Below are 14,873 nucleotides of genomic sequence, written 5' to 3' on the forward strand. Positions count from 1 at the left end.
GAAAGCCCGACCGGATGCGACATCACGGTCTTCGGTGCATCCGGCCCCTATGTTAGAGTGGCGCACTTTTTCGAGGGGGCTGTCACTGTGTGGGAATTGGTCAAATCCGGCGGCTGGATGATGCTGCCGATCATTCTGAGTTCCATCGCGGCAATGGCGATCGTCGCCGAGCGTCTCTGGACCCTGCGAGCCAGCCGTGTGACCCCTGAGCATTTGCTCGGGCAGGTCTGGGTGTGGATCAAGGACAAACAGCTCAATAAAGAAAAACTCAAGGAACTGCGCGCCAACTCACCGTTGGGCGAGATCCTGGCGGCGGGCCTTGCCAACTCCAAACATGGTCGCGAGATCATGAAAGAGTGCATCGAAGAGGCCGCCGCACGGGTGGTTCATGAACTCGAACGCTATATCAATGCGCTGGGCACCATCGCCGCCATGGCCCCATTGCTGGGCCTGTTGGGTACGGTGCTGGGCATGATCGACATTTTCAGCGCGTTCATGGGCACGGGCATGGGCACCAATGCCGCGGTGCTGGCGGGCGGTATCTCCAAGGCGCTGATCACTACGGCCGCTGGCCTGATGGTCGGTATCCCGGCAGTATTCTTTCACCGATTCCTGCAACGCCGGATCGATGAGCTGGTGGTGGGCATGGAGCAGGAAGCGATCAAACTGGTCGAAGTGGTTCAGGGCGACCGTGATGTGGACCTGGCCGAGGGCAAAGCGTGAAATTCCGCCGCAAACCGCGGGAAACGGTCGACATCAACCTCGCGTCGCTGATCGACGTGGTGTTTATCTTGCTGCTGTTTTTCGTGGTCACCACTACGTTTACCCGTGAAACCCAGTTGCGCGTCGATCTGCCGGAAGCGGTCAGCGGTTCGCCTGCCGAAGACCAGCAGGTCAAGCACCTGGACGTTGCCATCAGTGCCGAAGGCGCGTTCTCGGTGAACAATCAGCTATTGCCGAAGAACGACCTCGCGACGCTGATGGAGGCGCTGCAAAAAGAATCCAATGGCGACACCAACCTGCCGCTGTCCATCAGCGCGGATGGCAAGACTCAGCATCAGTCGGTCATCACCGCCATGGACGCCGCCGGCAAGCTGGGTTTCAGCCACTTGCGCATGACCACGGTCGAAGCGGCACCGCCCGCGCCCTGATGGCCATGTCCGATCGCTTGCTCGCCGCGTGGTACCAAGGTCATCCGGCCCTGAAACTGTTGCAGCCACTGGAGTGGCTGTACCGGCGCATCGTCATGAACAAGCGCAAGCGCTTTCTGGCGGGCGAGGGCGAGATCTATCAGCCGCCCGTGCCGCTGATCGTGGTCGGCAATATCACCGTCGGTGGCACTGGCAAGACACCGCTGATTCTGTGGATGATCCAGCATTGCCAGCGTAGTGGTTTGCGGGTCGGCGTGGTCAGCCGGGGTTACGGTGCCAAACCGCCGCAATTGCCGTGGCGCGTCGAGGCCGATCAGAGCGCAGACATCGCCGGCGACGAACCGCTGTTGATCGTCCAGCGCACGGGCGTGCCATTGATGATCGACCCGGATCGCAGCAGCGCCGTCAAAGCGCTGCTGGCGAGTGAGCCGCTGGATCTGATCCTCTCCGATGACGGCATGCAGCATTACCGGCTGGCCCGGGACCTGGAACTGGTGTTGATCGACGCCGCCCGCGGCCTGGGCAACAAACGCTGCCTGCCGGCCGGTCCCTTGCGTGAACCGGTCGAACGCCTTCAGAGCGTCGATGCCGTGCTGTACAACGGCGCCGCCACTGATCGCGAAAACGGTTTTGCCTTCCAGCTGCAACCTACCGAACTGGTTAACCTGCAAAGCGGTGAGCGTCGCCCCCTCGACTACTTCCCCGCAGGTCAGGCACTGCACGCCGTGGCCGGGATCGGCAATCCGCAGCGTTTCTTCACGACCCTCGAAACGCTACACTGGCAGCCAGTGCCGCATGCGTTTGCCGACCACGCCGAATACAGCGTTCAGGCCTTGAATTTCACGCCGTCATTGCCGTTGGTGATGACCGAAAAGGACGCGGTGAAGTGCCGTGCCTTCGCCGCCGCCGATTGGTGGTACCTGGCGGTCGATGCTGCACCATCGCCGGCTTTCGTGGCCTGGTTCGATACGCAGTTGATGCGCCTGTTGCCGGCTCGTCTTTTGCCTTAACTCCGTTTTTATCCAGGGAATGCTCATGGACACCAAATTGCTCGACATCCTCGCTTGCCCGGTCACCAAAGGCCCCCTCAAACTCAGCGCCGACAAGACCGAGCTGATCAGTAAGGGCGCCGGCCTGGCTTACCCGATTCGCGATGGCATCCCGGTGATGCTCGAAACCGAAGCCCGCACCCTGACCACCGACGAGCGCCTGGATAAATGACCACAGCCTTTACCGTTGTCATTCCATCGCGTTATGCCTCCACCCGTCTGCCGGGCAAACCGCTGCTGCTGATCGCCGGCAAGCCGATGATCCAGCACGTCTGGGAGCAGGCGAGCAAAAGCAGTGCCGAGCGTGTCGTGGTCGCCACTGACGACGTGCGCATTGTCGAGGCGTGCAAGGCGTTTGGCGCCGAAGTGGTGCTGACCCGCGAAGATCACAATTCCGGTACCGATCGCCTGGCCGAAGTCGCCGCGAAACTCGGCCTGGCCGCCGACGCCATCGTGGTCAACGTCCAGGGTGACGAACCGTTGATTCCTCCGAGTGTGATCGATCAGGTGGCTGACAACCTGGCCGCCCACGCCGAAGCGCGCATGGCCACCCTGGCCGAGCCGATCGAAGACGTGGAAACCCTGTTCAATCCCAACGTGGTCAAGGTTGTCAGCGACCTTAATGGCTTGGCGCTGACCTTCAGTCGTGCCACGTTGCCGTGGGCCCGCGACGCGTTCGCCAAAAGCCGCGAGCAATTGCCGGAAGGCGTGCCGTACCGCCGCCACATCGGCATCTATGCCTACCGCGCCGGTTTCCTGCATGACTTCGTCAGCTGGGGCCCGTGCTGGCTGGAAAATACCGAATCCCTGGAACAGCTGCGTGCCCTGTGGCACGGCGTGCGGATTCACGTCGCTGACGCACTGATCGCACCGCCCACTGGCGTCGATACCGTCGAAGACCTCGAGCGCGTCCGTCGCCTGCTGGAGGCCTGATGCGCGTTCTGTTCGTGTGCCTGGGCAACATCTGTCGCTCCCCGACGGCCGAAGGCGTGCTGCGGCATAAATTGCGCGAGGCGGGGCTGGCCGATCACATCGAAGTCGCCTCCGCCGGCACCGGTGACTGGCACGTCGGCAAGGCGCCGGACAAACGCAGCCAGGCCGCCGCCAGACTGCGCGGTTACGACCTGTCCGCCCAACGCGCACAGCAAGTGACCCGCGCCGATTTTTCCGCCTACGACCTGATACTGGCGATGGACAACAGCAACCTGCGCCACCTCAAGGCCCTGCAACCGGCCAAGGGCAAAGCCGAGCTGGACCTGTTCCTGCGTCGCTACGAGTCAGAACTCGATGAAGTGCCGGATCCGTACTACGACGGCGATCAGGGTTTCGAACAGGTGCTGGACCTGATCGAGTGCGCCAGTGATCGACTGGTGATCGAATTGAAGGGACGGTTATGAGTTTGCAGGTTCAACCCCGGATTTCGCTCAAGCCGTTCAATACGTTTGGTGTCGACGTTCAGGCCCGGTTGTTCGCCGAGGCCCACAGCGACGCCGATGTGCGTGAAGCCCTGGCGTATGCGTCGGCCCATGACGTGCCGTTGCTGGTGATCGGTGGCGGCAGCAACTTGCTGCTGACGGCTGATGTCCAGGCGCTGGTGCTGCGCATGGCTACGCGCGGGATTCGGATCCTGAGCGATAACGGCAGCAAGGTCGTGATCGAAGCCGAGGCGGGCGAGCCTTGGCATCCGTTCGTGCAGCACACCCTGGCGCAGGGGTTGTCGGGGCTGGAGAACCTCAGCCTGATCCCCGGTACCGTGGGCGCTGCGCCGATGCAGAACATCGGCGCCTATGGCGTCGAGATCAAGGACGTGTTCGCCGGCCTGACGGCGCTGGATCGCCAGACCGGCGAGCTGCGGGATTTCACCCTGGAAGAATGCAACTTCGCCTACCGTGACAGCCTGTTCAAACAGGAACCGGGGCGTTGGTTGATCCTGCGCGTGCGTTTCACCCTAAACCGCGCCGCGCACCTGCACCTGGAATACGGCCCGGTTCGCCAGCGCCTGACCGAGCAAGGCATCGATCAGCCGACTGCCACCGACGTCAGCCAGGCGATCTGCAGTATTCGTAATGAAAAGCTCCCGGACCCGGCAGTACTCGGCAATGCCGGCAGCTTCTTCAAGAACCCTCTGGTGCCGACCGCGCTGGTCGCGCAGCTGAAAAGCCAATACCCGGACCTGGTGGCCTACGCGCAACCTGATGGGCAGATGAAACTGGCGGCGGGCTGGTTGATCGAGCGGGCCGGCTGGAAAGGCTTTCGCGATGGCGATGCCGGCGTGCATAAGTTGCAGGCGCTGGTGCTGGTCAACTATGGCAGCGCCACCGGCCTGCAATTGCTGCACCTGGCGCAGCAGATTCAGAAAGACATTTCCCAACGTTTCAATGTCGACCTGGAAATGGAGCCGAATCAGTATTGAGGCTACGCTTTAATGGCTGATCTCAAAGCCCTGCACACCTTCAACTGTGCAGGGCTTTTTTGTTAATGCTGGGTTAACTTAGCCACCTAACGATGCAAGCATTTGCTTCACCAAAGGCCCGATGCAGACGTTGCCGTCCGCGTAAGAGAGCCTCTTAGCCTGAGCCGATCTGCATGATGCCAACCGCCAAGTCTCGGCGGCAGATTGCTCGACCCCATAACCTCCAGAAATATGCGGGCGTGCCCATGATTACCCTGAAGCTCAATGGTCAAGACCATCAACTCGACGTCACCGAGGATATGCCGCTGCTCTGGGCAATCCGCGACGTGGCCGGTTACAACGGCACCAAATTCGGCTGCGGCATGGGCCTGTGTGGTGCCTGCACCATTCATATCGAAGGCGCTCCGGCGCGCAGTTGCATCACGCCGATCGGTTCAGTGGTCGGCCAGAACGTCACCACCATCGATAACCTGCACGTCGACCCGGTCGGGCAAGTCGTGCAGCAAGCCTGGCTCGACAGCGCCGTGGCTCAGTGCGGTTTCTGCCAGGGCGGGCAGATCATGTCAGCGACGGCGCTGCTCAAGACCAACCCGAACCCTAGCGACGCACAGATCGAAGAGGCGATGGTCGGCAATATTTGCCGTTGCGGCACCTATAACCGCATCAAGACCGCCATCCGCCAGGCATCCACTCACCTGAAGGAGGCCAAGGCATGAGCCAGTTACCGAATGATTTTGCGCTGAGCAACCTCAGCCGCCGTGGCTTCCTTAAAGGCGTCGGTGCGACCAGTGCGTTAGTTCTGGTAGCGAGCTGGGGCTGGCAAGACGCTTTTGCCGAAGAAAAAGAGAAAAAATTCGGCGCCGACGGCATGCCCAATGGCTGGATCGATGATCCCAAGGTTTACATCAGCATTGCCGCTGACGGCATGGTGACCGTGGTCTGCAACCGTTCGGAAATGGGCCAGGGTGTGCGCACCAGCTTGACCATGGTAGTGGCCGATGAACTGGACGCCGACTGGGCCATGATGAAAGTGCAGCAGGCGCCGGGTGACGAGGTTCGCTTCGGTAACCAGGACACAGACGGTTCGCGCAGCATGCGTCACTGGTACGAGCCGATGCGTCGTTGCGGTGCCGCCGCGCGAACCATGCTGGAACAAGCGGCGGCTGAGCAGTGGAAAGTGCCGGTCAGCGAGTGCCATGCGCAGCTGCATAAAGTGGTGCACCAACCGAGCGGTCGTGAACTGGGCTACGGCGCTCTGGCCGCCGCTGCGGGTGCGCTGGCAGTGCCGGCCCGTGACAGCCTGCGGCTCAAGCAACCGTCGGAGTTTCGCTACATCGGCAAGGAAGGCACCAAGGCGATCGACGGTGCCGACATCGTCAACGGCCGCGCCATTTACGGGGCCGATGTGCATTTCGACGGCATGCTCTACGCCGTGATTGCGCGTCCGGCGGTTTATGGTGGCACGGTCAAATCCGTCGACTCCAGCGCGGCGATGAAAGTCCCGGGCGTGATCAAGGTCATTCAGATCGAAGGCCGTCCGCTGCCATCCGAGTTCCAGCCATTGGGTGGCGTGGCCGTGGTGGCCAGCAACACCTGGGCCGCGATCAAGGGCCGCGAAGCGCTGAAGATCGAGTGGGATGACGGCCCCAATGCCAGTTACGACTCGATCGCCTACCGCAAAGAACTGGAAGCCGCGTCCCTCAAACCCGGCAAAGTGGTGCGCAATACCGGCAACATCGACGACGCCATGAAAGGCGCCAACAGCACCCTCGAAGCCTCGTATTACCTGCCGCACCTGGCGCAGGCGCCGATGGAACCGATGGTCGCCATCGCCCGCTTCAAGGACGGTGTGTGCGAGGCCTGGGCCCCGAGTCAGGCGCCACAGGTCACCCGGGAACGGATTGGCGAACGCCTTGGTATTCCGTTCGATAAGGTCACGTTCAATGTCACCTTGCTTGGCGGCGGTTTCGGTCGCAAGTCCAAGCCGGACTTCGTCATCGAAGCGGCGATCCTCGCCAAGGAATTCCCCGGTAAAGCGGTGCGGGTGCAATGGACCCGTGAAGACGACATCCACTGCTCCTACTTCCACACCGTGTCCGCCGAGTACCTGAAGGCCAGCCTGGACAAGGATGGACTGCCCTCTGGCTGGTTGCACCGCACCGTGGCCCCGAGCATCACCGCGCTGTTCGCCCCGGGCATGAACCACGAGGCGGCTTTCGAGCTGGGCATGGGCTTTACCAACATGGCCTACGCGATCCCCAACGTGCGCCTGGAAAACCCCGAAGCGGCGATTCATACCCGGGTCGGCTGGTATCGCTCGGTGTCGAACATTCCCCACGGGTTTGCGATCCAGAGCTTTGTCGATGAGCTGGCGCACAAAGCCAAGCAGGATCCACTCAAGTACCAGATCAAACTGCTGGGGCCGGATCGTCAGATCGATCCGCGTACCTTGAGTGAAGAGTGGAACTACGGCGAATCGCCCGAGCGTTATCCGATCGACACCGGGCGGATGCGCACGGTACTGGAAACAGCCGCCAAGGCCGCCGGTTGGGGGCGCGAGCTGCCCAAGGGCCGAGGCCTGGGCCTGGCGGTGCATTACAGCTTCGTCAGCTATGTGGCGGCGGTGATCGAAGTCGAAGTCAAAGACGACGGCACGTTGATCGTGCACAAGGCCGACATCGCGGTGGATTGTGGTCCGCAGATCAACCCCGAACGGATTCGCGCTCAGTTCGAAGGCGCGTGCGTCATGGGCCTGGGCAATGCCGTGGTCGGGGAAATCAGCTTCAAGGACGGCAAGGTGCAGCAGGACAACTTCCACATGTACGAAGTGGCGCGCATGTCGCTGGCGCCGAAGGAAGTGGCGGTGCATCTGGTGACGCCTCCGGGCAATGTGCCGTTGGGCGGAGTCGGTGAGCCAGGCGTACCGCCGATTGCGCCTGCGCTGTGCAACGCGATCTTCGCTGCCACTGGCCAGCGTATCCGCAACTTGCCGGTTCGCTTCCAGCTGCAAGGTTGGCAGAAGGCGCAGGCCTGATGGACAGCGCGGATCTGAACGTCCTGCGTAGCGTGCTGGAATGGCGTCGCGCCGGTCGGCGGGTGGTGTTGTACAGCGTGGTCCAGACCTGGGGCACTGCGCCCCGGGCGCCTGGCGCGATGCTGGCGTTGCGTGAAGATGGCGTGGTGATCGGCTCGGTGTCCGGCGGCTGTGTCGAGGATGATCTGATTGCCCGGCTGCACGATGGGCGGATTCCACCTGACGGGCCGCCGGTGCAATTGATCACCTACGGCGTCACCCGCGAGGAGGCCGCACGGTTTGGTTTGCCCTGCGGTGGCACCTTGCGCCTGACCGAGGAGCGGGTCGGCGATCCAGGTTGGGTCGCCGAGTTGCTGGAACGCTGCGAGGCCCATGAAATAGTGGCTCGTTCGCTGGATATTGCGACCGGTGAAGTGATTTTGCAGGCGGCGAACAAAAGCGATGTGCTGAGCTTTGACGGCCACACCCTGCGCGCCATCTACGGTCCGCGTTGGCGGCTATTGCTGATCGGTGCGGGGCAATTGTCCCGGTATGTCGCCGAAATGGCGCGACTGCTGGATTTCGAAGTGCTGATCTGCGATCCGCGCAGCGAGTTTGTCTACGGTTGGGAAGAGCAGCACGGCCGTTTCGTCTCGGGCATGCCGGATGAAGCGGTGCTGACCATCGAGACCGACGAACGCACGGCCATTGTCGCCCTGACCCATGATCCGCGCCTGGATGATATGGCGTTGCTGACCGCTCTGGATTCCAGGGCTTTTTATGTCGGTGCCCTAGGCTCGCGGGTCAACAGCCTGAAACGTCGGGAAAACCTGGCTCAGCTAGGCTTGTCATCACAGGCCATCGAGCGGCTGCACGGCCCGATCGGTTTGCACATCGGCAGCCACAGTCCCGCGGAAATCGCCTTGTCGCTGCTGGCCGAGATTGTGGCGATCAAGAACGGCGTCGAACTCAAACAGAAGAAGCCGTTGCAGGAGGTTGTATGAGTGAACCCATCGGCGTCATCGTGCTGGCGGCGGGGCAGGGCAGACGCTTCAGGGAGGTGGCGGGAGCGGACAAGGACAAGCTGCTGGCCGACTGCACGGGGCGAGATGGCGCGGTTCGGTCGGTGATCGAGCACGTGCTGCTGAGTGTGCCGGCCAACCTTGGGAAGCGTGTGCTGGTGACGACCGAAGATCGCCCACAAGTGATGCGCATGGCTCAGGCGTACGGTTTCGAGAGTGTGGAGATCGGGCCTGCCGGGATGGGCGATAGCATTGCCGCCGGGGTGGCGGCGTGTCCAGAGCTCAGTGGCTGGTTGATTGTGCTGGGGGATATGCCGTTTATCTTGCCGTCGAGTATCGAGCGGGTGGTGGCCGGGATTGCGGACGATTGCGTCAGCGTTCCGGTCCGTGCGGGGAAGTACGGACACCCGGTTGGGTTCGGTCGCAGTTTTGGCACGGGGTTGATGGCGTTATCGGGTGATCATGGGGCCAAGCCGTTGTTTGCGCAGGGCAGGGTGGTTGAGGTGGCGGTGGATGATGCCGGGGTGTTGTGGGATGTGGATGTGCCTGCAGCATTAGTATTTTCCTGACACACCGTCTTGCCCGCGAAGAACGATAACGCGGTCTACTTGCTTTATCTCAGATGTAAAAAAGCCCCGCCTGGATCACCAGGCGGGGCTTTTTAGTGGCCGATGGAATCAGACGAGGGGTTTAGGTTCGTGTTCTTTTTCCAGGGCTTGTTCGTGTTGCTCGACCGCTTCCTGTACGGAGCGCGGCGCTTCTTCGATGACCGATTCGGCAACAGGTGCCGCTTCGATCACTTCAGCCACAACCGGTGCAGGCTCGTCAGCGACAATCGCTTCAACCGGAGCAGCAGCGGCAGCCAGTTCGGCTTCCTTCTGCAGACGCTCTTCTTCACGCTTGCGACGACGCACTTCACGTGGATCGTTCGGTGCACGGCCGCTTGGCGTCAGGGCGCTGACAGGGGCGGCTTCGACTTGCGGTGCAGCCACTTCGGCAACGACCGGCGCTTCAACCACTGGAGCAGGCTCGGCGGCGACAACCACTGGCTCGGACACCATGGCTTCAGCAACCTGAGCTTCAGCAACCGGAGCAGGCGCTTCAACCGCAGCCGGCTCGGCAACCCAGTTGAACGCGGTTTGTTCTTCACGAACTTCGCGGACAGCTTCGGTTACGGTTTCGCTGGAGGTTTCGGCAGCTGGCTCGGCAGCAAACACTGGCTCGGGAGCCGCTTCAACTTCAGGCTGTGCTTCACGAACCGGCGCCACTTCGATTTCCGGAGCCGCAGTGGCTTCTACCGGAGTCGTTGCTTCCACCACTGGCGCTTCGACCGAAGCTGTTTCCAGGGTGGCGGCCGTTGCGCGTTCGGCTTGCTCGTTGGCTTGGGCTTCAGCAGGCGCGCTGATCACGGTGCTGGCAACGGCTGCGGTAACAGCCAGGCCGGCGGCCAGATCGGAAGTGCTTGGCGCTTCGTTGCTTTCGCCCGCTTCGCTGCCTTCGGCGGATTCGGATTCTTCCGAACCTTCGATCACGTTGCCGTTGGCATCGCGTTGACGCTCACGACGGTTGCTGCGACGACGCTGGCCACGGGAGCGGCGGCGTGGACGATCGCCTTCGGCGCCTTCCTGACCGTCTTCCTGCAGTTGCTCTTCGTTGGTTACCAGTTCTTCTTCGGCAACCGCGGTAGCGGCTTGCTCGGCACGTGGCTGACGTTCTTCACGCGGTGGGCGCGGAGCGCGTTCTTCACGTGGCTGGCGAGCTGGACGCTCTTCAGCGGTCGCAGCGGCGGCTGGAGCGGTGGCATCCAGAGGTTCGCGCAGTTCACGCACGCGTTCTTCACGCTCGCCACGTGGCTTGCGGTCTTCGCGAGGCGCGCGCGGTGCACGTTCTTCACGAGGGGCGCGAGGTGCGCGCTCTTCACGTGGAGCACGTTCTTCGCGGGCGACTACCGGGGTTTCTTCCCGGGCTTCGCGTGGTTGACGCTCTTCGCGTGGCTCACGTGGTGCGCGTTCTTCACGCGGTGCACGTTCCTCACGAGGCTTGCGCTCTTCATCGCGGCGACCGTTACGGTTGCGGCTCTGCTGACGACCGTTGCGACGCTCTTCGTTACGGGCCGGGCGCTCGGTGGTCGCTGGTTTTTCAACCACAACCGGAGCAGCAGGCTCTTCCTTGGTAGCAAACAGGCTGACCAGCGACTTCACCAGGCCTTTGAACAGGCTTGGCTCTGGCACGGCGATCGGTGCAGCAACAGGTGCGGCTGCGACGACTTCGGTCGGAACCGGAGCGTTGGCGCGGGCCGGCGCGGTCTTGACTGCGGCTTCCTGACGAACCAGGGTGCGGGTCGCGGCGGCTGGCTGGACTTCTTCGACTTCGGCAGCGGCTGCTGCGATTTCGTAGCTGGACTGGCCGACTGCGGCTTCCGGGCTGTCATCACGCAGACGCTGAACTTCGAAGTGCGGCGTTTCGAGGTGATCGTTCGGCAGAATGACGATGCGGGCACGGGTGCGCAGTTCGATCTTGGTGATCGAGTTGCGTTTTTCGTTGAGCAGGAAGGCTGCGACCGGAATCGGCACTTGGGCGCGAACTTCGGCGGTGCGGTCTTTCAGGGCTTCTTCTTCGATCAGGCGCAGGATCGCCAGGGACAGCGATTCAACGTCACGGATGATGCCGGTGCCGTTGCAACGCGGGCAAACGATGCCGCTGCTTTCGCCCAGGGATGGACGCAGGCGCTGACGGGACATTTCCAGCAGGCCGAAGCGCGAGATGCGACCGACTTGCACGCGAGCGCGGTCGGCTTCCAGGCATTCGCGGACTTTTTCTTCCACGGCGCGCTGGTTCTTGGCAGGGGTCATGTCGATGAAGTCGATGACGATCAGGCCGCCGATGTCGCGCAAGCGCAACTGACGGGCGATTTCTTCGGCGGCTTCAAGGTTGGTCTGCAGGGCGGTTTCTTCGATGTCGCTGCCTTTGGTGGCGCGTGCCGAGTTGATGTCGATGGACACCAGGGCTTCGGTCGGATCGATAACGATGGAGCCGCCGGAAGGCAGTTCAACGACGCGCTGGAAAGCGGTCTCGATCTGGCTTTCGATCTGGAAACGGTTGAACAGCGGAACGCTGTCTTCGTACAGCTTGATCTTGCTGGCGTACTGCGGCATCACCTGGCGAATGAAGGTCAGGGCTTCGTCCTGGGCTTCAACGCTGTCGATCAGCACTTCGCCGATGTCCTGGCGCAGGTAATCGCGGATGGCGCGGATGATCACGTTGCTTTCCTGGTAGATCAGGAACGGCGCGGAGCGATCCAACGAAGCTTCTTTGATGGCGGTCCAGAGTTGCAGCAGGTAGTCGAGGTCCCACTGCATTTCTTCGCTGCTGCGGCCCAGGCCGGCAGTACGAACGATCAGACCCATGTCGGCTGGTGCAACCAGGCCGTTCAGGGCTTCACGCAGTTCGTTGCGCTCTTCACCTTCGATGCGACGGGAGATACCGCCGGCACGCGGGTTGTTCGGCATCAGCACCAGGTAACGACCGGCCAGGCTGATGAAGGTGGTCAGGGCAGCGCCCTTGTTGCCACGTTCTTCTTTTTCGACCTGAACGATGACTTCCTGGCCTTCGCTCAGGACGTCCTTGATGTTGACGCGGCCTTCAGGGGCTTTCTTGAAGTATTCGCGGGAGATTTCTTTGAGGGGCAGGAAGCCGTGGCGCTCAGAGCCGAAATCGACAAAGGCAGCCTCAAGGCTTGGTTCGATGCGAGTAATCCGGCCTTTATAGATGTTGGCCTTCTTCTGCTCGCGTGCACCGGATTCGATGTCCAGGTCGTAGAGGCGTTGGCCATCTACCAGTGCAACACGCAACTCTTCGGGTTGAGTTGCGTTAATCAGCATTCTTTTCATGTAGTACCGTCGGTTTCCGGGCTGCCGGAAACGGCGTTCGGCACACACGACTTCTCATGGTCGGTGTCAGGTGCGTCGGGAGTGGTTGGCCATTCCCGTGTCCAGCGATGTCTGGCCAATTGGGCCGTTATCGCGACTTACGCGTCCTGCTTGCTGTGGCTACTTAAGCACTCAGTCAGGAGGAGGAATCAACCAGCGGCTGTGGACGAGATGAAGCGTCTTGATAAAGCCTATTGCTACACAGTCCAGCGGTTGTGCATCTCCACCCTACACGTATCCCTGATAATTCGGGTGCTGCCGCGCGCAGAATCCGCAGCGGGTTGGCATTTACCGTGAGCTCCGAAGGGGGAGGTCACGCATCATGGCTAATTTAGGCGTTGTTTCCGAAGCGTTCGCTCGGGGTCGTCCTTAGCTGACTGCACTTTGTGAACTGGCCATGAATATTGGCTCGCAAGGGGAGTGAAAACTCTGCTTTGCGGCTTGATTCAGGCCTCATGTCACCTGCGCTTGTTACAGCTGCAAACTCCACCGTTACGTAGCGAAAGCCCCGTAGGACGGCCTCGCGTCCTGGTGAATTGCGTTGGTCAGGGCCGGTTTTTGACCGTTAGTCCGCTGTCCAGGCCGCTTTTGGCGGCGTTCGCGACTATAGCAGCAATGATTAAGTGCTTCAATTCCATAAAAAATTGTTATCATCCGCGGCATGACGACTACTGCCCCTTCGACCCCAGCCGTACAACTGCTGGAGGTCTCGCCGGAATATGCCGGCCAACGTATTGATAACTTCCTTCTCGCTCGGCTCAAAGGCGTGCCCAAGACCTTGATTTACCGCATTTTGCGCAAGGGCGAAGTGCGAGTGAACAAAGGTCGGATCAAGCCCGAATACAAGCTGCAGGCGGGCGATATCGTGCGCGTGCCGCCGGTTCGCGTGCCTGAGCGCGACGAGCCGGTGCCGCTGGCCCAAGGCCTGCTGCAACGCCTGGAAGCCTCGATTGTGTTCGAGGACAAAGCGCTGATCGTGATCAACAAGCCTTGCGGCATTGCGGTTCATGGCGGCAGCGGCCTGACTTATGGGGTGATCGAAGCCTTTCGTCAGTTGCGTCCCGATTGCAAGGAACTCGAACTGGTTCACCGTCTCGACCGTGATACTTCCGGCCTGTTGATGATCGCCAAGAAACGCAGCATGTTGCGCCACTTGCACACGGCCTTGCGCGGCGACGGCGTCGACAAGCGCTATATGGCGCTGGTCCGTGGTAACTGGGCGGCTTCGATCAAGCAGGTCCGGGCGTCGCTGGGCAAGAGCAATCTGCGTTCCGGCGAGCGTATGGTCGAGGTCGACGAGGAGGAGGGCAAGGAGTCTGTGACCGTGTTCAAGGTCCTGCGCCGCTTCGGCGACTTTGCCACCCTGATCGAGGCCAGGCCGATTACCGGCCGGACCCACCAGATTCGCGTCCATACCTTGCATGCCGGGCATTGCATCGCTGGCGACACCAAGTATGGCGACGAAGGTTTCAGCAAGGAAATTCGCGATTTGGGCGGCAAACGCCTGTTCCTGCACGCCTATCTGCTGACTGTGCCGCTGCCCGATGGTGGCGAGCTGAAATTGCAGGCGCCGGTGGATGAAATGTGGGCCAAGACCGTGGAGCGCCTGAGTGCACCCCTCTGATTACAAACTGCTGATTTTCGATTGGGACGGCACGCTTGCTGACTCCATTGGTCGGATTGTCGAGGCGATGCATGTCGCGTCCGAACGGTCCGGGTTTCAGCTGCGCGATGATTTTGCCGTCAAAGGCATTATCGGTCTGGGTCTGCCTGAGGCCATTCGCACGTTGTACCCCGATATTGGTGATGCCGAGCTGATTGCGTTCCGCCAACACTATGCGGATCACTACATCGCCGCAGAGGCTGTGCCTTCACCGCTGTTCGAGGGTGTGCTCGAGTCGATGGAGGCGTTTCGCGCCGAGGGTTATCATCTGGCTGTGGCCACGGGCAAGGCGCGTCGCGGGCTGGATCGGGTGCTGAAAGCCCATGGCTGGGAAGATTATTTCGATATCACCCGCGCCGCCGACGAAACCGCCAGCAAGCCCCATCCGCTGATGCTTGAGCAGATTCTCGCGCATTGCGAGGTTCGCCCGGAGCAGGCGCTAATGGTGGGCGATTCGTCCTTCGACCTGCAGATGGCGCGTAACGCCGGTATGGATTCGGTGGCAGTCAGTTACGGCGCGCAATCGATCGACGCGCTGAAGCTGTTCGAGCCGCGACTGGCCATTGATCGTTTTTCAGAATTGCATGCCTGGCTGGGTCAGCGGGCTTAACGGGTTTTTGCTGGGGTAGATGT

The 14,873-nt window shown here is 61.4% G+C and carries 14 protein-coding genes; 13 read left to right on the top strand and 1 reads right to left on the bottom strand.

The window, feature by feature from the left end; translation table 11 throughout:
- The first annotated feature begins 87 nt into the window (after positions 1–87).
- The 11 genes from JIO00_RS08015 (at position 88) to JIO00_RS08065 (ending at position 9,217) form a co-directional block, all read left to right on the top strand.
- Positions 88–723 (top strand): MotA/TolQ/ExbB proton channel family protein, encoded by a 636-nt coding sequence (locus JIO00_RS08015; RefSeq protein WP_010461893.1) that lies wholly within the window; start codon positions 88–90, stop codon positions 721–723.
- Positions 720–1,151, top strand: a complete 432-nt coding sequence (locus JIO00_RS08020) for an ExbD/TolR family protein (RefSeq protein ID WP_010461891.1) — start codon at positions 720–722, stop codon at positions 1,149–1,151. Before JIO00_RS08015 ends, JIO00_RS08020 begins: the two co-directional genes overlap by 4 nt.
- Positions 1,151–2,161, top strand: coding sequence for a tetraacyldisaccharide 4'-kinase (lpxK, locus tag JIO00_RS08025; protein WP_200667940.1), 1,011 nt, complete (start codon positions 1,151–1,153; stop codon positions 2,159–2,161). The genes JIO00_RS08020 and lpxK overlap by 1 nt, the downstream gene beginning before the upstream one ends.
- 25 nt (positions 2,162–2,186) lie before the next feature.
- Complete coding sequence (locus JIO00_RS08030) at positions 2,187–2,372, top strand: Trm112 family protein (RefSeq protein ID WP_010461887.1); 186 nt, start codon at positions 2,187–2,189, stop codon at positions 2,370–2,372.
- On the top strand, positions 2,369–3,133 hold the full coding sequence (kdsB, locus tag JIO00_RS08035) for a 3-deoxy-manno-octulosonate cytidylyltransferase (protein ID WP_200667942.1): 765 nt from the start codon (positions 2,369–2,371) through the stop codon (positions 3,131–3,133). Before JIO00_RS08030 ends, kdsB begins: the two co-directional genes overlap by 4 nt.
- Entirely contained in the window at positions 3,133–3,597 is a 465-nt protein-coding gene (locus JIO00_RS08040) for a low molecular weight protein-tyrosine-phosphatase (protein WP_077748003.1), read from the top strand. Before kdsB ends, JIO00_RS08040 begins: the two co-directional genes overlap by 1 nt.
- Complete coding sequence (gene murB, locus JIO00_RS08045) at positions 3,594–4,613, top strand: UDP-N-acetylmuramate dehydrogenase (protein ID WP_200667944.1); 1,020 nt, start codon at positions 3,594–3,596, stop codon at positions 4,611–4,613. The genes JIO00_RS08040 and murB overlap by 4 nt, the downstream gene beginning before the upstream one ends.
- A 245-nt stretch (positions 4,614–4,858) precedes the next feature.
- Positions 4,859–5,329: a (2Fe-2S)-binding protein gene (locus JIO00_RS08050; RefSeq protein ID WP_010461879.1), complete on the top strand. Its 471-nt coding sequence runs from the start codon at positions 4,859–4,861 to the stop codon at positions 5,327–5,329.
- On the top strand, positions 5,326–7,647 hold the full coding sequence (locus JIO00_RS08055; RefSeq protein WP_077748001.1) for a xanthine dehydrogenase family protein molybdopterin-binding subunit: 2,322 nt from the start codon (positions 5,326–5,328) through the stop codon (positions 7,645–7,647). The genes JIO00_RS08050 and JIO00_RS08055 overlap by 4 nt, the downstream gene beginning before the upstream one ends.
- A complete protein-coding gene (locus JIO00_RS08060; RefSeq protein ID WP_010461876.1) occupies positions 7,647–8,630 on the top strand; it encodes an XdhC family protein in 984 nt (327 codons plus the stop codon). Before JIO00_RS08055 ends, JIO00_RS08060 begins: the two co-directional genes overlap by 1 nt.
- The gene (locus JIO00_RS08065; RefSeq protein WP_200667945.1) at positions 8,627–9,217 is read left to right on the top strand and encodes a nucleotidyltransferase family protein; all 591 of its coding nucleotides are present in this window, start codon (positions 8,627–8,629) and stop codon (positions 9,215–9,217) included. Before JIO00_RS08060 ends, JIO00_RS08065 begins: the two co-directional genes overlap by 4 nt.
- 108 nt (positions 9,218–9,325) lie before the next feature.
- Here JIO00_RS08065 and rne read toward each other — a convergent pair whose 3' ends face one another.
- The gene (rne, locus tag JIO00_RS08070) at positions 9,326–12,538 is read right to left on the bottom strand and encodes a ribonuclease E (RefSeq protein WP_200667946.1); all 3,213 of its coding nucleotides are present in this window, start codon (positions 12,536–12,538) and stop codon (positions 9,326–9,328) included.
- Positions 12,539–13,238: 700 nt separating this feature from the next.
- On the opposite strand from rne, the gene rluC reads away from it, so the two are divergent.
- Both rluC and JIO00_RS08080 read left to right on the top strand, forming a co-directional pair.
- A complete protein-coding gene (gene rluC, locus JIO00_RS08075; RefSeq protein WP_010461871.1) occupies positions 13,239–14,201 on the top strand; it encodes a 23S rRNA pseudouridine(955/2504/2580) synthase RluC in 963 nt (320 codons plus the stop codon).
- A complete protein-coding gene (locus tag JIO00_RS08080; RefSeq protein ID WP_010461869.1) occupies positions 14,188–14,850 on the top strand; it encodes an HAD-IA family hydrolase in 663 nt (220 codons plus the stop codon). Before rluC ends, JIO00_RS08080 begins: the two co-directional genes overlap by 14 nt.
- Positions 14,851–14,873 lie beyond the last annotated feature (23 nt).

The sequence above is a fragment of the Pseudomonas sp. SW-3 genome (genome assembly GCF_016615645.1).
Lineage (GTDB): Bacteria > Pseudomonadota > Gammaproteobacteria > Pseudomonadales > Pseudomonadaceae > Aquipseudomonas > Aquipseudomonas mandelii.

Bases quoted from the DNA above. Each gene is read 5' to 3' on its own strand.
- lpxK (WP_200667940.1), top strand. From the start codon at position 1,151: ATGGCCATGTCCGATCGCTTGCTCGCCGCGTGGTACCAAGGTCATCCG.
- JIO00_RS08030 (WP_010461887.1), top strand. From the start codon at position 2,187: ATGGACACCAAATTGCTCGACATCCTCGCTTGCCCGGTCACCAAAGGC.
- kdsB (WP_200667942.1), top strand. From the start codon at position 2,369: ATGACCACAGCCTTTACCGTTGTCATTCCATCGCGTTATGCCTCCACC.
- JIO00_RS08040 (WP_077748003.1), top strand. From the start codon at position 3,133: ATGCGCGTTCTGTTCGTGTGCCTGGGCAACATCTGTCGCTCCCCGACG.
- murB (WP_200667944.1), top strand. From the start codon at position 3,594: ATGAGTTTGCAGGTTCAACCCCGGATTTCGCTCAAGCCGTTCAATACG.
- JIO00_RS08050 (WP_010461879.1), top strand. From the start codon at position 4,859: ATGATTACCCTGAAGCTCAATGGTCAAGACCATCAACTCGACGTCACC.
- JIO00_RS08055 (WP_077748001.1), top strand. From the start codon at position 5,326: ATGAGCCAGTTACCGAATGATTTTGCGCTGAGCAACCTCAGCCGCCGT.
- JIO00_RS08060 (WP_010461876.1), top strand. From the start codon at position 7,647: ATGGACAGCGCGGATCTGAACGTCCTGCGTAGCGTGCTGGAATGGCGT.
- JIO00_RS08065 (WP_200667945.1), top strand. From the start codon at position 8,627: ATGAGTGAACCCATCGGCGTCATCGTGCTGGCGGCGGGGCAGGGCAGA.
- rne (WP_200667946.1), bottom strand. From the start codon at position 12,538: ATGAAAAGAATGCTGATTAACGCAACTCAACCCGAAGAGTTGCGTGTT.
- rluC (WP_010461871.1), top strand. From the start codon at position 13,239: ATGACGACTACTGCCCCTTCGACCCCAGCCGTACAACTGCTGGAGGTC.